The 20,850-nt window shown below is 37.3% G+C and carries 20 protein-coding genes; 15 read left to right on the forward strand and 5 right to left on the reverse strand.

Going from position 1 to position 20,850, the window contains the following annotated elements:
- Positions 1 to 14 precede the first annotated feature (14 nt).
- The 9 genes from dinG to BKO01S_RS01235 all read left to right on the forward strand — a co-directional run bounded on the left by dinG (position 15) and on the right by BKO01S_RS01235 (position 9,213).
- Entirely contained in the window at positions 15 to 2,813 is a 2,799-nt protein-coding gene (dinG, locus tag BKO01S_RS01200; protein ID WP_066047639.1) for an ATP-dependent DNA helicase DinG, read from the forward strand.
- 74 nt (positions 2,814 to 2,887) lie between these two features.
- Positions 2,888 to 3,742: a ComEC/Rec2 family competence protein gene (locus BKO01S_RS01205; RefSeq protein ID WP_066047641.1), complete on the forward strand. Its 855-nt coding sequence runs from the start codon at positions 2,888 to 2,890 to the stop codon at positions 3,740 to 3,742.
- Between the two features lie 179 nt (positions 3,743 to 3,921).
- A complete protein-coding gene (locus BKO01S_RS23750; protein WP_084361899.1) occupies positions 3,922 to 4,092 on the forward strand; it encodes a YpmA family protein in 171 nt (56 codons plus the stop codon).
- Positions 4,093 to 4,107: 15 nt separating this feature from the next.
- Positions 4,108 to 4,581 carry a cell wall elongation regulator TseB-like domain-containing protein gene (locus tag BKO01S_RS01210; protein WP_066047642.1) on the forward strand — a complete coding sequence of 158 codons (474 nt, stop codon included), beginning with the start codon at positions 4,108 to 4,110 and terminating at the stop codon, positions 4,579 to 4,581.
- 22 nt (positions 4,582 to 4,603) lie between these two features.
- Complete coding sequence (locus BKO01S_RS01215; protein ID WP_066047644.1) at positions 4,604 to 5,794, forward strand: pyridoxal phosphate-dependent aminotransferase; 1,191 nt, start codon at positions 4,604 to 4,606, stop codon at positions 5,792 to 5,794.
- A 209-nt stretch (positions 5,795 to 6,003) separates the two neighbouring features.
- Complete coding sequence (gene asnS, locus BKO01S_RS01220) at positions 6,004 to 7,299, forward strand: asparagine--tRNA ligase (protein WP_066047646.1); 1,296 nt, start codon at positions 6,004 to 6,006, stop codon at positions 7,297 to 7,299.
- 147 nt (positions 7,300 to 7,446) lie between these two features.
- A complete protein-coding gene (locus BKO01S_RS01225; protein WP_066047648.1) occupies positions 7,447 to 8,154 on the forward strand; it encodes a DnaD domain-containing protein in 708 nt (235 codons plus the stop codon).
- Positions 8,155 to 8,219: 65 nt separating this feature from the next.
- Positions 8,220 to 8,888, forward strand: coding sequence for an endonuclease III (gene nth / locus BKO01S_RS01230; protein ID WP_066047649.1), 669 nt, complete (start codon positions 8,220 to 8,222; stop codon positions 8,886 to 8,888).
- Positions 8,875 to 9,213 (forward strand): YpoC family protein, encoded by a 339-nt coding sequence (locus tag BKO01S_RS01235; RefSeq protein ID WP_066047651.1) that lies wholly within the window; start codon positions 8,875 to 8,877, stop codon positions 9,211 to 9,213. Before nth ends, BKO01S_RS01235 begins: the two co-directional genes overlap by 14 nt.
- 13 nt (positions 9,214 to 9,226) lie before the next feature.
- On the opposite strand, the gene BKO01S_RS01240 is transcribed toward BKO01S_RS01235, so the two are convergent.
- Together BKO01S_RS01240 and recU are read right to left on the reverse strand one after the other, a co-directional pair.
- The gene (locus BKO01S_RS01240) at positions 9,227 to 11,794 is read right to left on the reverse strand and encodes a penicillin-binding protein 1A (protein WP_066047653.1); all 2,568 of its coding nucleotides are present in this window, start codon (positions 11,792 to 11,794) and stop codon (positions 9,227 to 9,229) included.
- A 52-nt stretch (positions 11,795 to 11,846) separates the two neighbouring features.
- The gene (gene recU, locus BKO01S_RS01245) at positions 11,847 to 12,455 is read right to left on the reverse strand and encodes a Holliday junction resolvase RecU (RefSeq protein WP_066047655.1); all 609 of its coding nucleotides are present in this window, start codon (positions 12,453 to 12,455) and stop codon (positions 11,847 to 11,849) included.
- A 161-nt stretch (positions 12,456 to 12,616) separates the two neighbouring features.
- Here recU and BKO01S_RS01250 point away from each other — a divergent pair, with 161 nt between their 5' ends.
- The 3 genes from BKO01S_RS01250 to BKO01S_RS01260 all read left to right on the forward strand — a co-directional run bounded on the left by BKO01S_RS01250 (position 12,617) and on the right by BKO01S_RS01260 (position 14,568).
- Positions 12,617 to 13,549: a DUF2515 domain-containing protein gene (locus tag BKO01S_RS01250; protein ID WP_232311158.1), complete on the forward strand. Its 933-nt coding sequence runs from the start codon at positions 12,617 to 12,619 to the stop codon at positions 13,547 to 13,549.
- Positions 13,550 to 13,903: 354 nt separating this feature from the next.
- Positions 13,904 to 14,134 carry a hypothetical protein gene (locus tag BKO01S_RS01255; RefSeq protein ID WP_066047659.1) on the forward strand — a complete coding sequence of 77 codons (231 nt, stop codon included), beginning with the start codon at positions 13,904 to 13,906 and terminating at the stop codon, positions 14,132 to 14,134.
- Between the two features lie 62 nt (positions 14,135 to 14,196).
- On the forward strand, positions 14,197 to 14,568 hold the full coding sequence (locus BKO01S_RS01260; RefSeq protein WP_066047661.1) for a YppE family protein: 372 nt from the start codon (positions 14,197 to 14,199) through the stop codon (positions 14,566 to 14,568).
- A 62-nt stretch (positions 14,569 to 14,630) separates the two neighbouring features.
- On the opposite strand, the gene yppF is transcribed toward BKO01S_RS01260, so the two are convergent.
- The gene (gene yppF, locus BKO01S_RS01265; protein WP_066047663.1) at positions 14,631 to 14,822 is read right to left on the reverse strand and encodes a YppF family protein; all 192 of its coding nucleotides are present in this window, start codon (positions 14,820 to 14,822) and stop codon (positions 14,631 to 14,633) included.
- 202 nt (positions 14,823 to 15,024) lie between these two features.
- Between yppF and BKO01S_RS01270 the strand changes: the two genes are divergently transcribed.
- Positions 15,025 to 15,630 (forward strand): YppG family protein, encoded by a 606-nt coding sequence (locus tag BKO01S_RS01270; protein ID WP_066047665.1) that lies wholly within the window; start codon positions 15,025 to 15,027, stop codon positions 15,628 to 15,630.
- Between the two features lie 55 nt (positions 15,631 to 15,685).
- Here BKO01S_RS01270 and BKO01S_RS01275 read toward each other — a convergent pair whose 3' ends face one another.
- Positions 15,686 to 16,156 carry an Hsp20/alpha crystallin family protein gene (locus BKO01S_RS01275; protein ID WP_066047666.1) on the reverse strand — a complete coding sequence of 157 codons (471 nt, stop codon included), beginning with the start codon at positions 16,154 to 16,156 and terminating at the stop codon, positions 15,686 to 15,688.
- Positions 16,157 to 16,275: 119 nt separating this feature from the next.
- On the reverse strand, positions 16,276 to 16,965 hold the full coding sequence (locus BKO01S_RS01280) for a Crp/Fnr family transcriptional regulator (protein WP_066047667.1): 690 nt from the start codon (positions 16,963 to 16,965) through the stop codon (positions 16,276 to 16,278).
- A gap of 154 nt (positions 16,966 to 17,119) precedes the next feature.
- On the opposite strand from BKO01S_RS01280, the gene BKO01S_RS01285 reads away from it, so the two are divergent.
- Both BKO01S_RS01285 and BKO01S_RS01290 read left to right on the forward strand, forming a co-directional pair.
- On the forward strand, positions 17,120 to 19,411 hold the full coding sequence (locus BKO01S_RS01285; RefSeq protein WP_066047669.1) for a DEAD/DEAH box helicase: 2,292 nt from the start codon (positions 17,120 to 17,122) through the stop codon (positions 19,409 to 19,411).
- Positions 19,408 to 20,670 carry a ribonuclease H-like domain-containing protein gene (locus BKO01S_RS01290; protein ID WP_066047672.1) on the forward strand — a complete coding sequence of 421 codons (1,263 nt, stop codon included), beginning with the start codon at positions 19,408 to 19,410 and terminating at the stop codon, positions 20,668 to 20,670. Before BKO01S_RS01285 ends, BKO01S_RS01290 begins: the two co-directional genes overlap by 4 nt.
- Positions 20,671 to 20,850 lie beyond the last annotated feature (180 nt).

Here is a 20,850-nt window from a genome sequence, read left to right on the forward strand (position 1 = left end):
TCGAGGTGTGACGAATGACAAATCGTTTTGTAGTAGTAGATTTAGAAACCACAGGAAATTCTCCGAAAAAAGGAGATAAAATTATTCAATTTGCCGCTGTAGTGGTCGAAAACGGGGAAATCAAAGAAACGTTTTCTTCTTTGGTGAGTTCAGATAAACCCATCCCTCTTTTTATCGAGGAATTGACAGGTCTTAATAACGACATGTTAAAGGACGCACCGACTTTCTCTGAAATTGCACCAAAAATTTTACAGTTGCTTGATGGTGCTTTTTTTGTCGCTCATAATGTTTTATTTGACCTTTCCTTTCTTCAGGAGGAGTTAATTAACTCAGGGTATGAAGGTTTTTTTGGACCCGTTATCGACACGGTAGAGCTTTCAAGAATTGTTTTTCCAACTGCTGATAGCTTTAAACTAACTGATCTTGCAACCAAAGAAGGTCTAGCTCATGATCGTCCCCATCAGGCTGATAGTGATGCTTACGTAACAGCTGAGCTGTTTCTCATATTAATTAAATTGTTACGAGAACTCCCTGAAGTCACCTTAAGACAGCTCTTAAGGCTTGCAGGGGGATTAAAAAGTGATATTTCGTTGTTATTAGATGAGTATGTACTAGGAAAGTCCAGTACAAGGGACGTGATACCTGAGGAACTCGAGATATTTCATGGTCTTGTATTAAGAAAAAAAGAAGAGATAGAAAATATTCAACATTCTGCACAAGGAATATATCCAAGTACGCCCGAAGAAATAGAAGCAATGTTTCTCAGGGCATTTAATGACTATGAGAAGCGGGATGGACAGGTTCAAATGCTCGATCATGTGTATTCAGCGTTTCTAAATGAGCGTCACGCTCTTATAGAAGCTGGGACAGGAGTTGGAAAATCAATGGCTTATTTGTTACCATCAGCCATATTTTCCAACAACACAAATAATAAAATCGTCGTTAGTACTTACACGACACAACTTCAAGAACAGCTGCTAACTAAAGATATCCCTTTGCTAAAAAAAATGGTAGACTTCCCACTGGAGGTAGTACTTTTAAAGGGTAGACACCATTATATAAGCTTAGAAAAGTTTCATCAAACCTTATATGAAGAGGAAGATAACTACGACACTAGCTTAACAAAGATGCAAATTTTAGTATGGCTTACACACACAGAAACAGGTGATTATGAGGAACTGAACCTGTCAAGTGGAGGTCTTCTATACTGGAATCGTATTAAAAATGATAGTTCGTCCTTCGTAAAGGATCGATCATGGTTATCTCACGATTTTTATTTTCTTATTAGACAACGAGTGAATGAGGCAAAGATTATTATTACGAATCACTCATTATTAATGGCTGATTTGAATGCCGAGAATAGCATTCTTCCTCCTTTTGAATACGTCATTATTGATGAAGCTCATCATTTTGAAAAAGCGGTAGGTAAGAGTTTTAATCAATCAATTGATTACTTGTCACTGCGTATGCTGCTAAGTCAGTTTGGCAGTATAGATCAGAGGCAAACTTTTTATGAGCTCGAGCAAATCTTTAAAAATACTCAAATAGAAGATAATCATAAGCTTCTGCACTCTTTTCAAATCAACGAAATGATAGTAGAGCTTCAGTTTGAAATAGATGATTTATTTCGAGCAGTTGCACTTTTTGTTAAGAGGAGCGCTAAAAAGGGGAACCAACGACTAGTCAAACGAGTATCCCATGATGAATCTGCGAAAGAGTGGAGTTCGGCGGTTGCTTCTGCTGAACGATGTCAGTTTTTGTTAAAGGATTTATATGACAGCTTAAATAAATGGGTGGATTTTGTTAAAAGCCAACAGCTTACACTTGATCATCATCAAAGAATAACGATGAACGAGGTCGTTTCGTTCTTAGATGAGATTGAAGAGATCCGAAGTCATATAAAGAATCTTATTATCAAACCCTTATCTAACCAAGTTACATGGATTGAAATGGATGCAAGAGCAACACAGAATTTAACGTCTATCTATTCTCAACCTGTTAGTATCTCTAGACTGTTAAAGGAGAACTTCTTTGACAAGAAAAAAAGTGCAGTACTTACATCCGCTACTATGACAGTTAACCAGTCCTTTGATTTTGTTATGGATTCGTTAGGACTGGAGGAAAAAAATTGCAGTACGCTTCATATTCCTTCTCCATTTGCTTATAAGGAGCAGGTTCAAGTTTTAATTCCGGATGACTTACCGGAAATAAACAAGGTCCCTTTGTCAGATTATGTGGCTGCCATTACAGAACATATTATTTCCATAGCGGAAGCGACAAAGGGAAGGATGCTAATCCTTTTTACTTCCTACGACATGTTAAGGAAAACCTATGATCTCATTAAGGAAAGTGGCTTATTGGATGACTATGTTCTTTTTGCACAAGGAATTACGAGTGGGAGTAGATCAAGACTGACAAGAAATTTTCAGCGGTTTGAAAAATCGATTTTATTAGGAACGAGCAGTTTCTGGGAGGGAATTGACATTCCAGGAGAAGCCCTTAGCTGCCTCGTGATTGTTCGATTGCCTTTTACACCTCCAGACGACCCGATTGCAGAAGCAAAGAGCGAAATCATACAAGCAGAGGGACAAAATCCTTTTTCTAAGCATTCATTACCTGAAGCAGTATTGCGATTTAAGCAAGGTTTTGGAAGGCTAATTAGAAAGAAGACGGATAGAGGATTTGTCATTATATTCGATCGGCGAATTGTAACCACTACTTATGGGAAAGCATTTTTGAAATCGATTCCTACTGTTCCAGTAAAAACCTTGGATATTAACGAAATGTTAAACATAATTGAAGATTGGCTTTAAAATCATATCCCCCTAAATGGATAAATTTTCTTAAACATCACAAACTAAAATTTAGAGTATTAGGGGGGACAGATATGAGCCTAATTTTTACGATTTGTATGATTTTAGCAAATTGGTACTACATCCCTGCGGATTCTCCATTTGTACCTGCAGAAGTAGAAAGCATTGACCTCAACTTAAAAGAAGACGAATTAGCTGTTACTTTTCTTCCATTAACAAATGGAGAAGCAACCCTTATACAAAATGGGCAGGGAGAAAATATATTAGTTAATACGGGTCATCAGGATACGGAAGAAGAATTAAAACGAATTTTAAAGTTATATAACGTTAGTCATATATCAACCATTATTTTGACAAGCTCAGAAGAGGGGTATGTTGGAAACTTAAATATGCTTGCGGAATTTTATGATGTAAAGCAGGTCATTACAAGCAAATCAATTGCAGAAAAAATAGAAACGATAAAAACGGGAAGTAATGAGATACAGGATATGGGGATCCATCTTTGGGCACAGGGAACAAAGCAAATGCTCGTCCAAAATCTAGAAGTAGAAGTATTATACAATGGTGCTTCCACTGGGGAAGGTTTGGACTTATCTTTTACCTATAAAAGTAGCCGGTTTCTCATCCTTACCTCTATGACCGAAGATTCACATAGTACATTGTTAAAGCATGACCTTTCTAATGTAAACATTGTCAAAATTCCACAATTTGCAATAGAGAATTCTATAAATGGGCGATTATTGAAGCATATGGACCCTCAATTGGCTGTCATATTTCAATCTAAATATATGACCCCCCACCAAGATATATTAAAGTTGCTTCAAGATATATGGCTTGATGTTCATTACACAAAAATGCACGGAATACTAACAATAAAATTCACTCCATCGAATTATGAAATCATTTCTATTTCAAAATCAGAGGAATAAAAAAGTCCGCGCTTATATAGCGCGGAAAATTGTGTGTGAACTAGAAAAAAATTTAATATCAATCGCTCAAAAGCTGTTATAATGTTTGGTAAGAAAATAAGAGGTTACTTAAATATAGTGTAACCTTTTAGTGCAAAAGCTATTGCTAACAAATATTAGAGAATGGAGTGAAATATGTAGTGGAAAGTAAAATAGAGGTATTATCGACTGTAAAGGTGGAGTATACATCAGACCTTTATAAGGTGGTCGATGCCTTAAATCGGACATTAAAGAGAGAGAATTTAATGTTCGGCCTAGCTCTAGATCAACAAGATTCCTCAAAAGCAGTATTTACAATTTATCGTACATAAAGTGGTGCTAAGTTCATGAAGAAGTGGTTTTGGATTGCTATAACTGGAATAACCATCCTAATCGGAATTATGATTAAAATATATTTAAACGCTACTGAGCCAATTGCTGATGCCAAAAGTCGTGCTACAGGAATAGTTAAGGAAAAAACAGAAATAACTGATATTACAGAGTTTTCCCTATACCATGGTTCAAAAGCGTATTATGTTATCGAAGGCAGTAACAAAGAAGGCGAACAGTTGATTGCTTGGATTCCTGAAAAAGGTGGGAAAATTGTAGTCTTACCCGCTAAAGAAGGTATCACAAAGTCTGAAGCCATTAATACTTTATCTAATGAAGTCTCTCCTGACCAAATTATAGATGTTAGATTAGGCATAGAAAAAAACAATCCACTATGGGAAATTTACTATCGCTCAAGCAATGATAAAATTAACTACTATTACATTGATTTTGAAACAGGGGAAGAAGTTAGAGAAATAAAGAACTTATAACTTTTTTTTGGAGGCAAAGAAAATGGGATTTGCATTAGCGAAAAGAGTAAAAGCATTAACACCATCTACTACTTTAGCGATTACAGCAAAGGCAAAAGCTTTAAAGGAAGAAGGTCACGATGTAATCGGACTAGGTGCTGGTGAGCCAGATTTTAATACACCGCAGCATATCATTGATGCAGCAGTTGCATCAATGAATGAAGGCCATACAAAGTATACACCTTCTGCAGGTCTTCCTAAGCTTATTTCTGCTATTGCAACAAAGTTTAAAGAAGATCAAGGCATTGACTACACAGCAAAAGAAATTATTGTTACGAATGGAGCTAAGCACGCTCTTTATACACTTTTTCAAGTTATTTTAGACGAGGGGGATGAAGTGATCATCCCAACTCCATATTGGGTAAGTTATCCGGAGCAAGTAAAGTTAGCTGGGGGAGAACCAGTTTATATCGATGGACTTGAAGAAAATGAGTTTAAAATCACACCTGCTCAATTATCTGAGGCAATTACAGAAAAGACAAAGGCAGTGATTATTAACTCTCCAAGTAATCCTACCGGAATGCTGTATACAGAGAAGGAGCTTTTTGAGCTAGGGCAAATTTGTTTACAAAAAAATGTATTAATTGTTTCTGATGAAATTTATGAAAAGCTTGTATATGGAGAGAATAAGCATGTTTCCATTGCGCAATTGTCTCCTGAGTTAAAAGAGCAAACAATCATTATTAATGGTGTGTCCAAATCACATTCCATGACCGGATGGAGAATTGGGTACGCAGCCGGAAATCGAGAAATTATTGGTGCTATGACCAACCTTGCTAGTCATAGTACTTCAAATCCTACGACCACTGCTCAATTTGGTGCGATTGCTGCTTATAATGGTTCACAGGAACCTGTTACAGAAATGAAGAAGGCTTTTGAAGAACGCTTAAATATTATATTTGAACAGTTATTACAAATTCCTGGCGTTACATGTGTAAAGCCACAAGGCGCATTCTATCTATACCCAAATGCGAGCAAAGCGGCTCAGCTTTCCGGTTATGAGTCAGTCGATGCATTTGTTGAAGGGTTGCTTGAAGAAGCAAAGGTTGCGGTTGTACCAGGTTCTGGCTTCGGGACACCTGATAATATCCGTCTTTCATATGCGACTTCATTACATCAATTAGAAGAAGCCATTAGACGTATGAAAAGCTTTGTAGAAAGTAAAATGTCCTAATATAGTGAAAACAGGGTGCTTACGCATTCTGTTTTTCTTTGTTACAGACTTGATAGTCGATTTGTCGAATTGTATAATGAGATGGGACTTTATGCATTCGAAACGAAGTTTAAACTGTTAAAGAGAAGTTGATACTTATTTATAGGTATTAAAAACAAATATTTTATACATACTTGAGCTTCTTTTTAGATTTTTGGAGGGAAATTGTCGTGAATAAAACAACTATTTCGCAAGTTCACAAATATGTTGGAGAAGATGTGAAAATTGGTGCTTGGATTGCTAACAAGCGTTCTAGTGGGAAAATTGCTTTCCTTCAGCTTCGTGATGGGACAGGCTTTATACAAGGTGTTGTTGTTAAAGCAGAAGTAGCTGAGGAAGTCTTTCAGCAAGCAAAAGGAATTACGCAAGAATCGTCCGTATATGTGATCGGAACGGTACAAAAGGATGAGCGTTCCCCATTTGGGTACGAGCTACAAGTAAAAGAAATTGATGTAATTCATCAATCGCTTGATTATCCAATTACACCAAAGGAGCACGGAACAGAGTTCTTGATGGATAATAGACATCTTTGGTTACGCTCGAAGCGTCAACATGCGGTCATGAAGGTTCGTAATGAAATTATCCGTGCCACATATGAATTTTTTAATGAACAAGGCTTTTCAAAAGTTGATCCTCCGATTTTAACGGGCAGTGCCCCTGAAGGAACAACGGAATTATTTGCAACAAAGTACTTTGATGAGGATGCGTATCTTTCTCAGAGTGGTCAGCTTTATATGGAAGCTGCAGCGATGGCGTTAGGAAAGGTATTCTCTTTCGGTCCAACATTCCGTGCAGAAAAATCTAAAACTCGCCGACATCTTATTGAGTTTTGGATGATTGAACCTGAAATGGCATTTGTGGAGTTTGAAGAAAATCTAGAAGTACAAGAACAGTATGTGTCACATATTGTTCAATCTGTTTTGAAAAACTGCCAATTAGAGCTGAAGACATTAGGAAGAGATACTGAAAAACTTGAAAAAATTCAGGCGCCTTTCCCAAGAATCAGTTATGATGATGCGATTCATTTCTTACATGAGAAGGGGTTCACGGATATTTCTTGGGGTGATGATTTTGGTGCTCCACATGAAACCGCTATTGCCGAGGCTTATGATAAGCCTGTGTTTATTACACATTATCCAACAAGCCTAAAGCCATTTTATATGCAGCCGCACCCTAACCGTGGCGATGTTGTTTTATGTGCCGATTTAATTGCACCAGAAGGATATGGAGAAATTATCGGTGGTTCAGAACGTATTCATGATTATGAACTTTTGAAGCAACGCCTAACGGATCATGGATTAGCACTAGAAGCTTACGAATGGTATTTACAGTTAAGAGAATTTGGTTCTGTGCCGCATTCAGGATTTGGTCTTGGTTTAGAAAGAACGGTTGCGTGGATTAGTGGCGTCGAGCATGTTAGAGAGACGATTCCATTCCCTCGTTTGTTAAATCGTTTATATCCTTAATGAAAAAGGCTCGCTAAGGCGAGCTTTTTTTCGTTTTAAGTGAATGACAAAGTAATTACATATCCCTCCTGGTATATATTTGGCAATCAGTGAAAGGTCCTTACTGATAAAGGCTCTTCATGTTATACTAAAGGAGAGGTGTCTTGAATGAAAGAAAACATGATTGAATGGCTGAAATTAGGGAATACCACATTACCTAATGCACTTATTACTTCTTATAAGCTTTTAAATATTGACGAAACAGAATTAATGCTATTAATTCAAGTATATAGTTTCACCGAAAGAGGCAACAGTTTTCCAACCCCAAATGAGTTATCTTCTTTAATGACCATTACAAGCACTCAGTGCTCTGAAATGCTTCGTCGACTTATCCAAAAAGGACTAATTGAAATTGAAGATGGTCATTCAAGCGAAGGAATTCGATTTGAAAAATACTCACTAGATCCGCTATGGGATAAGCTATTGGATGTCTTTCTACAACAGAAAAAAGCCAAAGTTGTTTTGGAGCAACAAACCGTTGAAACAGATGTATATACTTCCTTTGAACAGGAATTTGGTAGACCATTATCACCATTTGAGTGTGAGACTCTTGCGCTCTGGATGGATGATGATCGGCATGACCCCGTTATTATCAAAGCAGCATTAAAGGAAGCTGTTATTTCAGGTAAGTTGAATTTCCGATATATTGATCGGATTCTTTTTGAGTGGAAAAAGAACGGAATTAAAACGGTTGAACAGGCAAAAAATTATGGAAAAAGGTTTAGACCACACCAATCACAGGCGAAAAACCGACAGATTGAGCGTCCAGAAAATAAAACTGAGCCGATTCCATTTTATAATTGGCTCGAGCAATAAAAAATCGTGCACGAGAGCAGAGTCTCTCTTTTTTTTACAATTTTTTTGAAAGTTGAGTGGATGATATGCTAAATAAAGAGCAAATCAGATTTTGTTTAGATAAGATGGGAGAAATGTTTCCTGAAGCCCATTGCGAATTAAATCATTCGAATCCTTTTGAACTGGTTATTGCAGTGGCCTTATCTGCCCAATGTACGGATGTACTAGTAAATAAGGTTACAAAATCTTTGTTTGAAAAATATAAAACTCCTGAAGATTACTTAAAAGTTCCGCTAGAAGAGCTACAAAACGACATTCGGTCAATTGGCCTTTTTCGCAATAAAGCAAAGAATATTCAAAAGCTATCACAGCTTCTAATTGATAAATACAATGGAGAAGTACCAATGGATCGGGATGAGCTGACAAATCTCCCTGGTGTCGGTAGAAAAACCGCCAACGTAGTCGTTTCTGTTGCTTTTGGTGTACCAGCCATTGCAGTTGACACTCATGTAGAAAGAGTAAGTAAAAGACTGGCGATTTGTCGCTGGAAAGACTCCGTGTTAGAAGTTGAGAAAACTTTAATGAAAAAAGTACCAATGGATGAATGGTCATTAACCCACCATCGAATGATTTTCTTTGGCCGATACCATTGCAAGGCACAAAATCCCCAGTGTCCAAGCTGTCCTTTATTGGACTTATGCCGTGAAGGAAAAAAGAGAATGAAAGGGCAGTTGGTTGTCCATGAGCAAAAATGATATTCATAAAGGATTTCAAGAGTGGAAAAACATAGAGAGACGGCTTGAGGAACTTTATAAAATAAGAGAAAAACTAGAAACCTCTGAGCTAATGGATAAAGGATTTTCTTTGTTTTATATCATATTAAAATTAGTAAACAATATGGACCCTACACTTGAAATAATTCCTACCAACAAACTAGTAATCAAGCCCATTAATGTTGAAGAAAGATTGAGTTTTATTCAAGGAAGAAAGGGCTCCTTTCACTCATTTAAACAGTTAGCGGAGCTCTTTAAAGAATTGGAAAAGCTATACGCAAAAAAGGCATCTTTAGAAAAATTCTAAAGATGCCTTTATATTAATTGTTACCGGCGCCTTGATTTCCAGTATTTCCAGTACCAGTACCAGTATTCCCGTTGCCATTTCCAGTTCCGGTACCTGTGTTTCCAGTATTCGTATTACCGCCTGTTTCTCCCGTTTCGGTTGTTCCCTCTTCGGTCTCTTCCCCATTTTCGGTTTCGTCATCTTCCACTTCTTGTTCTTCCTCTTGTGGAATCTTTACCTCAATGGTTGTAGTTGCTGCTTCACTTAGCTGAGTTTCACGAACGGCAATGACCTTAAAGGTATAGTATCCTGGTGTTTCAGCTTTTAAGCGAACCTGCTTCTCTGCTGTGGTTTTTAGAAGTTGTTCTCCACCATCATTTAAGGATCCATATAACTGGAATTGAACACCTTCCACATTGTCACCGTTGTATTCCCAAGTAACAAGTAGTTCCTTCGTAGCTTCATCGAGAGTAACTTTTAAATTACTTGGTGCTGCAGGCTTATCGTATTTGTTAGATACTTGCTTTGGAGCACTTCCTTTAACCGCATACTCAATAATTACTTGATCATTAGGAGTAAACTGGCTCGCTAGCTTAGCAGGGAACGTACCTTTTTCAATACGTACTTTTTCTACACTGCTAGGCACCGTAAAGTCAGGGGTATCTTTCCCTTGTGACACGTGAGTCATAAGGTTTTTAAAAATATATTGTGAGATTTTTTGCTCATCACTAGTGAGCCAATTTTTCGTACGATCATCATATCCTGTCCAGACGGCTGCTGTGTAGTTGGTGGTATATCCAACAAACCAAGAGTCGGGAACCGCACTATTAGGTATTCCGTATTTATTTCTTTCAGCAGATGGATAGTTTGTCGTACCCGTTTTACCAGCCACTGCAAGGCCGTCTACTCTTGCACGAGAACCCGTACCGTAGGTTAAAACATCCTTTAGCATGTCTGTGATCATGAAGGCAGTATAATCCTTCATAACTACTTCAGTTTCGGGTTTTAAATCAAGCTTTGTTCCGTCACGAAGTTCGATCGTAACAACGGAATAAGGTTCTGTGTAAAAGCCATTGTTTCCAAATGCGCTATATGCCCCAGCCATTTGGAGGGAAGAAACGCCCTTATCTGCTCCACCTAAACCACCAATCGAATAGGACTCGGTTAACTCACTTACAGGTATTCCAAGCTTCGCACCGAATTCTTTTGATTTATCTAGTCCAACCTCCTGCATTGCTTTTAATGCAGGGATATTACGAGAAAGGGCAAGGGCTGTTCTCATCGTCATCGAGCCCATATGCTTGTTATCCCAGTTATTAATTTCTTGACCACCTGAATACGTGTATGGTTCATCAACCAACGTATGGTATGTTCCCCAATTTAAGTATTCAATCGCAGGACCGTAGTCTAAAACGGGTTTAATCGTAGATCCCGGCTGACGTCTAGGGTCAGTGGCATAGTTAAATCCAAATGTTTGTGTTTGGTTTCTTCCACCACCAAGAGCTCGAATCGCTCCTGTTTTTGTATCAAGCAAGGTAATTCCTGCTTGGAATTTTTCATCTGGAAACTCAACGATTTCAGTTCCATCTAAAATTTGTTCTACATAGTCTTGAGCACTTTTATCTAATGTCGTGTAAATTTTTAGTCCTTCAGAAAAAGGATCGAGATCAGGATATTTTTCTTCAATTTCTTTAATAACCTGTCCTACAAAGGAGTCATGAGCAATTTCTCCATTGGTCTCACGCTTGTCTTCTGGTACAAGTGCTGTAGTTACATCAACGGATTGTGCTGCGACCATTTCTTCTTTAGTAATATAGCCGTGTTGATTCATTAATGAAAGAACTATATCTCTACGTTTTTTTGCTTTTTCAGGATACTTGAAAGGGTCATAATTTGCTGGACTCTGTGGCAAACCAGCCAATAATGCTGCTTCATCTAATGTAAGCTCATCTAAGGTTTTATGGTAATAGGTATCCGCAGCTGTAGCCACACCGTGTCCGCCACTACCCATCCAGTTTTTGTTCACGTAAATCTCAAAGATTTCTTCCTTCGTATATTTTTGTTCAAGCTGGAAGGAGAGCCATGCTTCCTGTGCTTTACGTGAAAGAGTTTTTTCATGAGTTAAGAAGGAGTTTTTTACCACCTGTTGCGTAATCGTACTAGCTCCTTCTGAACCGAAGCCGTCCGTAACGTTCGCGATAACCGCACCGCCTAAACGGATTAAGTCAATTCCATTATGTTTGAAGAAGCGAGAGTCTTCAGTGGCAATAAAGGCATCCCTTACCGTTTCCGGTATATCTTCATAATTTACGTAATCTCTTTTCACAGAACCTATCTCCGTAAATGGATCCCCGTTCATATCAAATACCTGGGAGGAAATAGGATCCTTTAAAAGCTTTTCATCAAGCTCTGGAGTGTCTTTAATCATATATGCAAATGTAGCTGCGCCGACAACAATCCCTGTAATACCTAGTGCAACAAGGATAAGGAAAATCTTCATAAACAATCCTTTAGCAGGCTTTTTGCCTTTTTTCTTATTTGATTGTTTTTGTTTCTCAAGCTGTTTGCGGCGCTCCTCTCTTGATTGATATTGCTCTGCCATATTGTTTCCTTCCTTTCTTACTAAAAGCTTGGCTATTTATGAATAAGCCAAATTAAAGATGATAAAGATAATCTATTATCTTAATATAGTCAATTCTAGGGCGAAAGCCAAGTGATATAAGATGTGCTGTCGAAAGTACCTCTTCTTTTGTAATTGATTTTCGACCTCCTTCTATCATTCGCTCCCAATACGATAACAATTGCTCTGCCTCTAATAAGAATACTTCTTCTGTACTTGAGAATCGAAGAATAACAAAGCAAATGCCTCCTTGTTGTATCACTTTTCTCATATGCTGAATTTGGTGATCATGAAAATTTTGAAGGGGGAAGGAAGTGGTGTTTTTTGTTTCCTTAGCTTCAAAATCAATGTATTTCCCCTTATAAACGCCGTTGTAATCGGTTGTTGAGGCCTGCTTGAAATAGGCTTCTTTGATTACAGCAGCACTCCTTTTTGGATAATTTACCTCAACGATTTGAACGGGTGTTGGTTTTTTGTGAATAACAGCAATATTATTTAATAAGTAATAATCATTTGTTTCGTTTAAATCCTCCTCTAACGTCATTCCTCGGTTGCTATAGGTTGGGTCTTTTCGTGCTTTCACTGTTTGGCTAGTACTCAGTGGACTCATAAATTTTCTTCCATTTGGATAGTGAATATTCATTTCCTAACACCTCTTTAACTACACTATCATACCAAATTGGCCCCAGTTAGGGGGAATAAAAACTATTGATTAACGAATTATAACGTAAGACAGGATAGAAGGGAGTAAAAAAAATTAATAATTCCTTTGTATATATAGATGACCAACAGCTAGTTAGAGACATTAAGCAAAAAGTTGATTCGAACAATAGAGACAATATTTCAAGAACGGATGCGTATTTTACTTTTTTTTTAAATCATTCCGATATTTTATGGTCTTTTTTAGCGAGTATGGTTTCAAGAAATGCCGGCTGGAACATGTGTGACTTAGAAGGCAAGTGGTTCTCTCAAATTCTAAAAAAAGAAACTAGAAAGCAATTGTTTTTAACCTATGAGCGAGCAAACTGGTTAATATTTCAAGATGCTTATCCCCAATTGTTACTATATGAGTATTCGACGAATCTAAATACGCCAATGTTTCACTTATTACGATATTTTAATGTTTCACCCTTTATGATTAATGAATGGGAGTATTATTGGAGGGAAAAGAATAAACGAAGACTTATGACGGCACTAATTATCAATGAACAAAATGTTATTCAAAAACCAGTAATTGAACATCCTATCTACTATAAAAAAGTGTTTCACTCTATTCTCTTTGCTTTACAGGATTACTTCCATTTTAGTGCAGTAGTGTTTCCTACTTGCCAGGGAGAGCTTTATGGAGCAAGTGTTTATGGCTTTCAAGAGGTGGATAACCGAATTAATCTTGGAAAAAGACTTGCTGATATTCTTTTTGCTCCCGAAGTATTTGGGAAGGTCTTTCACTTTGCAAAAACAACTGCACATTCTGGTTCAAGGTATGATTATGAACAATATATAAATACTAAAGAAAGAGCTACGCCCTTATTAAGAGAAACGTATCCGGTGATGAAACACCATATCCATTTACCTAATGAGTGGACAAAACACCGCCGTGTAAGAAACAAATGGTTTAAACAGGAAATAATCCACCAGCATCCATGGAGAATGACTGATTGGTACTTGCATAAGCAGAAACAAATTCGCGTATGTATTATGCTTTATAAGCTCCTTCGTATTAATAAACGTATATAAAAAGCAAGAATCGTAATGATTCTTGCTTTTATGCCTTTATGTTGAAGGACGGTCGATACCCTCAAGCTTTTTATCTCCGTAACCAGGTTTCGTTTCTTCAAGCTTTTTTGGTTGTTTATTTTCCTGTTCATTACTTCCATTTCTTTTTTTCATTGTTACCACCTCCGAGATTAGTTTGGTTCATCAACCATTTTTTCATTCATGTCGAAACCTAGTTAAGAGAAACAAAAATTTTACCTTCTTTTGCCGAATTGCTTCTAGTTTTGTCATAAGGGAAGGAGGTTAGAAGAAGACAAAGAATAAGTATCTAAGAGATATAAATGGAGCTGGAAAATTTTCTTGGAGGGATGTTCGATGATTCTAAAGTCAGATATTTTACAAATGCTATCCGAAATACACAATGAGCTTGAGGAATTAGAGAAGTCTATTGATTTTAAGTTACCCGATGTAGAAGCTGAGTTGTTAAAGAAACAAGAAAAAAGCTTATGGAAAACAGAAAATCACTATTATATACTAGAGGGGAAATTTAATTTAGCCCAAAACAAGTCTACAAAAGATCGACAACATAAAAGAACGACTGCTTAAATTTTTATTTTTCCTCGTTATCCTTTATAGTAGGGGTATATGTGATAAAGGAGCACTGCAGCATGGAAAACCGATCAATACTAGTAAATTTAAATGAAAGCTTATACGAATATACAAGACAAATCGAGGATAAATTTCTTTCTGTAAAAATGTCTGGTGAGAAGGGTGACTTTTTTACACAAGTGAAACCTTTTGCTGACGAGGTAAAAGAGGCTGTGGATCTGTGGAAAAAGGAAGCCTCTATTTGGATAGTGAAGAATAGACCGAAAAATCTTCATGAGAGTCAAATCGATTCAGCTGCCGAACAAATGGAGATGATTTCTGTCCAAGCCTTTTACCCTGAGACGAGCCGAACAAGGTTTATCAACTACCTTCAATCAGTAAGGTTCGTGTTAACCTTACTACGTGCAAATATAGATAAGTATCAGACATAAAAAGTAGCACACTCGCCATATAGGAGAGGTGCTATTTTTTTTATTTAATATTGGGTGGCAATTTATAAAGATGATTCAAGCTCAGGGGTTTTGGCACCTAGTGTTTCAAGTTCATAAACAAGATTACGGTACTCACAAGTTGTTATTTCATTATAAATATAGCATTTCTTAACAAAATCTAATAATTCGTTCACATCTTGTGCTTCGTATTTTTTAATGGATTGAAAATGGTCTTTTAATTCTTGAATATTCACTGAAATCCCCCTTTATATTAGTTGTTTCTCTTCTCTATCATCGTATCATGCCGAGACCGTATCTATTGTTTTTTTAAAATTGAGACTTCCGACACCGTTAGACAAAAATGGTGATTTATAGTAAAAATTTATTCTTTATTCACCATCTAGGCGAATGAAACATAAATTATAGCAATGAATATGAGAAAGGAGTTGTGTGCCCTTGTTCGGTCAAAGACATAAACGGTCTATCTATAATCGTCAACAAGCACAACCGATAATAAATGAAGCCTACCCGTATTTTTGGGGTAATGAAGCAATCCATACTCGGCCTGAGGCATACGCCAACTACTTGCAACCATCTATGAATTACCCTATGTACAGTGCCATGAACTTCGGAGGACCGGTTCAAAACGGTTATAATTATCTTCCTAATGAATCATTCTATGGCCCGGCGTACCCATACGGTGGAATAGGATTTCAGGGACAAGGATTTGATTATCCTTATCAGGGAAATCAGCCATACCAACAAGAAAAGAAACATAAACTGTCTGAAGCCGTACTCCAAAACCCTCTTCAACAACCTGAAATACCATATCAAAATCAATTTGCGTATAGTCCGTATAATCAACCATTTTCGCATCCTTATCCGAAGCAGTCTGCTATACCGCGACCGCCCTCTGGGATGAAATCAGTAATGAACTCTTTTAAAACACAGGATGGGACCTTTGACGTAAACAAAATGGTCGATACAGCTGGACAGATGATGAATGCGGTAACTCAAGTGTCATCGATGGTTAAAGGACTTGGAGGGATGTTTAAGGTATAGGGTGACCCTATACCTTTTTTTACTTCAAGAAAAAAATAAGCAGCATGAAGACTGCTTAATCATTAATAATATGGATCTTCTTTCCAGGTTGTTTCGGGACGATAATTGTTAACAAGCCATTATGGTAGGAGGCCTTTACTTTTTTTTCATTAATGGGCTGTGGCAAAGTAATCGTCCGACTCATTTGCTGCATTTTATTTTTTCTACTATAAACCTTATGAATATCATCTTCTTCTATAATAACTTCGCCATTTTTTACTGTAATTGTTAGCGTGTTATTAAGGACATCTAAACTAATTTGTTCCTTTTTAATACCGGGGAGTTCTGCAACGATGTGGTGCTCGCGGTCGTAGCTTTTCACAGATACTGGAAAGGTGGCAAACGGAAGGTTGAAGAACTCGTCGATGCTTTGTAAAAACCCTCTGACTGGTCGCTCTTGAAAAAAGTCATTCATCGCTTTTGCAATCTCTCCAAACTTTTCTGTACGATCGTTACGATTTGGCTTATTTGGTAAATTATTTGACATGCTAGATACCCCTCTCTACAGGATTTCTCCATTACAGAATATGCAATTCGTCTATAGGCGGTTCATCCTTTTTAGAGAATAGAAAAAGGCCGCATACACCAAGTATGCGGCCTTTATAATTAAATTAATTCTTCGAGTAAATCATTGAGTACAAAGGTCATGTTACCATTGCTATCAACTTCAATAAGTTCCTCTTTTTTCATTTTTGTGAGCGTACGGCTAACGGTTTCACGTGTTGTTCCAATCATATTTGCTAAGTCTTTATTTGTAAATTCACTATTCAACGTGAACGTCCCATTTGTCTCCCTTCCATGTAATTTTGCTAAGCGGATAAGAAGTTTAATAATTTGTTCATATGTATTATTAAGTATCTGTGCTTCTAACCGATCTTGAAGGTCGACTATTTTTTCACTTAGTACATTAAACACCTTAATACAAAGTGTGGGATTTTCAATAAGGACCTTTTCGAAAGGTAAGATTGGAACGACAACTAAGGTAGTAGCCTCCATTACTTCTGCATAAGCCGGGTATCCACCTTGACGAAAGAAGCCAACATGCGGGAACATTTCACCCTTTTTTAAAATAGCAACGATTTGTTCTTTCCCGTTTATATCACTTTTATAAATCTTAACTTTGCCAGAGTGGATAAAATATACGTTTTCAAGTGGATCATCCTGCATAAAGACATGACTTCCACGATTCCAATCTCTTGAAATGGATATATCAACAATTTTTTGAAGCTCATTTTCATCTAAACTTCGAAACAAGGCGAAGTCAGATAATACCTTTTTTATTTCAGGACTTTTCATTACTACGCACCTCAATCTTTGCATTAACCTAGTTACTAGTTTACCAAAAATCCAAAGCTGAAAGTATAGGTTGTTGGGAATCGTTGTTATTTTTAAACAAACCTTTAATTACGAACGTTTATTCGGTATGATTAGGTATAGAGGTGATCTAGACATGAAGGTTAGAAAAAGTTTACAAGACCTTATCGTTGAGATGAAAAATAATGAAGCATTTAAAGATCAAATCGTGCATTGGCATACAATAGAAGAAAAAGAAGCGAAAACCTCTGAGCTACCTAATGACCTCCATTCTAACTTAAAAGGAGCATTACAGGTGAGAGGGATTGGAAGGCTATTTACACATCAGAAATCGTCATATGAGGCGATTAGACGAGGAGAAAGTGTTGTAGCAGTTACACCCACGGCTTCTGGTAAGACGCTTTGTTACAATCTCCCAGTTATCCAAACGATTATCGAATCACTGGATTCAAGAGCTTTGTATATCTTTCCTACAAAGGCACTAGCTCAGGATCAAAAAAGTGAGCTTAATGAGTTAATTCAAGCAACAGAGCTTCAAATTAATAGCTACACTTATGACGGAGATACTCCTGCAAACATAAGAGAAAAAGTCAGAAAGGCTGGACATGTTGTCATTACCAATCCAGATATGCTACATTCGGCCATTCTCCCTCATCATACGAAGTGGGTATCGTTATTCGAAAATTTAAAATTTGTTGTCATTGATGAGCTTCATATTTATCGAGGAGTGTTCGGAAGTCATGTCGCAAATGTGATAAGGCGTTTGAAAAGAATCTGTCAATTTTACGGAAGCAATCCGATTTTTATCTGCACATCTGCGACAATTGCTAACCCGCTTGAGTTAGCCGAACAGTTGACAGAAACGAAGATGAGGCTAATTGATAATAACGGCGCACCGAGCGGCAGAAAGCATTTTCTTTTTTATAACCCTCCAATCGTAAACAAACCTCTGAATATACGAAGGAGTGCAACGCTAGAGGTTAGGAATCTCGCACGTACGTTATTAAAAAATAAAATTCAAACCATCGTTTTTGCGAAAAGTAGAGTAAGGGTAGAGATTTTATTAACTTATCTTAAAGAGCTTGTAAAGTATCAGCTCGGGCCAAAGGCGATTCGAGGGTACCGAGGTGGATATTTGCCTACAGAGCGACGAGAGATTGAAAAAGGGCTAAGAAATGGGGATATCTATGGTGTTGTAAGTACAAATGCTTTGGAATTAGGAGTGGATATTGGTCAACTGCAGGTTTGTATTATGACCGGTTACCCAGGTTCTATTGCAAGCTCATGGCAACAAGCAGGAAGAGCTGGGAGAAGGCATGGGGAGTCGTTAGTCATTCTTGTTGCGAGCTCTAGTCCGCTGGATCAATATATTATCCAACATCCTGATTATTTTTTTTCAAGCAGCCCTGAAACAGCCCGAATAAACAAAGATAACTTGATTATTCTAATTGACCATTTGAAGTGTGCAGCGTATGAGTTGCCGTTTAAAAAAGGTGACTATTTTGGAGAAACAGAAATCGAAGAGCTACTAGAATATTTAGTAGAGGAACGTGTTCTATTTGAAAATGGAGAGAAATATTACTGGATGAATGACTCATTCCCTGCTCACAACATTAGCTTACGTTCGGCCTCACAAGATAATGTTGTTATTATTGACCACTCAGATGTTTCTAAAGCCCGTGTAATAGGAGAAATGGATTTATTCTCAAGTATGACCTTACTTCATGAAGAGGCCATTTATTTGCATCAAGGAACCCAATTTCAAGTGGAAAAGCTCGATTGGGAGGAAAAGAAGGCATTCGTACGTGAGGTGGCCGTTGATTATTTCACAGATGCCAATTTAGCGGTCGAATTAAAAGTATTAGAGCTTGATAAGCAAAGGGAAAATTCTATTGTAGAGGTTGCATACGGGGATGTTAGTGTATTAGCTAAAGCAACGATATTTAAAAAAATCAAATTTGAAACACATGAGAATATAGGATCTGGACCGATTCATTTACCTGAAGTGGAGCTACATACAAGCTCAGCATGGATTTCTCTTGACAAAAGCGCTACTGAACTACCAGACGAACGTTTGGATCAAGGCTTAATTGGCATTTCTCATGCATTCAAACATATCGCTCCTTTATTTGTCATGTGCGACCCACAAGATATTCATGTCGTTCCACAGGTAAAAGCGGTACATAATGAAAAACCGACGCTGTTTTTCTATGACCGGTATCCAGGTGGAATTGGGTTAAGCGAGAAGATCTATGAAGGAATGGAAGTTATTATTAATGAGGCAAAAGCAATGATTACCCGCTGTCATTGTCACCAGGGCTGTCCGTCTTGTATCGGAACCGATCCTACGGGGGAAACGGCAAAGAATGACTGCTTGAAAATATTAAATATGTTTCAATATGCAGTAAGAAAGGGTAGAGTCAGTTGAGTCTGAAAAATAAGCTAAATCGTTTAAAACCGCATCTATCTAATCCTGAGAAATCAAAAGAGAGTTCAAGGCCTCTACCCTTAAAGACAACCAATGAGATTCCATTTTTAAGTGATTGGAAGGAAAATGGAGTTACTCCATATTTTTTAGGTGATGACTATTGCCTTGTAAGAGAAGTAAAGTACCCATTGGATCACCAACATGGCAGATATCAGTTAGGAGATTTTATTGATGCTGTAAATGCGTGGAATGAAGCAAATATCTCACATCCACTTTCTTCTAAAGGTTTTTTACCAGAGCAGTTGTTCTTTTTCGATACAGAGACAACTGGACTTGGAGGGGGAGTAGGAAATACGATTTTTCTTCTTGGACATGCTACGGTAGAGGACAATCATTTTGTTCTAAGACAGCATATCCTGCCTCGTCCAGGTAGTGAAATTCCTTTGTATACTAGTTTTCTTGAAAAGGTTGATTATACGACTCTTGTCACGTATAACGGAAAAGCTTTTGATTGGCCACAAGTAAAGACCAGGCATACCTTACTAAAGGATCATGTTCCAAATCTGCCCTTGTTTGGCCATTTTGACTTGTTTCATGCTTCTCGAAGAATATGGAAGCATAAGCTAGAAAGATTAAAGCTATCAATCGTTGAAAAGGAAATTCTTGATATTCAAAGAGTTGATGATGTTCCCGGCTTTTTGGCTCCGATGATTTATTTTGATTTTGTAGAAACCCAAAAACCTGAAGGAATGCTTGGAATTATGAAACATAACGAGATAGATATTCTTTCTCTTATTAGTTTGTATACACATTTGACTTTTCAGATTTTAAGAATTGATCAAAATCAAACCGTGAAAGAAGCCTTTGAGGTCGGACGATGGTTTTCCTATCTTGGAGAAGATTCGGCTGCTGAGAATACATTTACACAATTAGCATCTGGGGAAAGTATGGAAGCATACAAATCTCGATGGCAGCTATCTTTGCAATTAAAAAAGAAGAAGGATTATGAGGCAGCTAGTCATGTTTGGTTGAATTTGTCGAATGTAGCCGATGACGAGATTGCCTTTGACTCCTCGCTCGAACTTTCCAAATGGTATGAACATAAAAAAAGAAACTATGAGAAGGCACTTTACTATAGTCAAAATGCAAAAATATTACTTGAAAAACGCTGTGATAGTAAGAAAGATCAAATGATGGATATCGAAAAGCGGCTGGAAAGAATTACGAGAAAATATTGTAACAAAAATGTAAAAAAATAATCGACAAAATCCGCCTTTTTGCTGTTGTCTCCCCTTCCTTTAGAAGGTAAAATGTATCATTGAGTGATAAATAACAGAATAAAAAGTGGAGATGGATGAATTCGATGTATAAAGCAATTTTGTTTATGTTTTTTCTTGTTGTCTGTTTAACTGCGATTATTTTCACAAACTTAAAAGAAA

The sequence above is a fragment of the Robertmurraya korlensis NBRC 107688 genome (assembly GCF_001591645.1).
Classification (GTDB): domain Bacteria; phylum Bacillota; class Bacilli; order Bacillales; family Cytobacillaceae; genus Robertmurraya_A.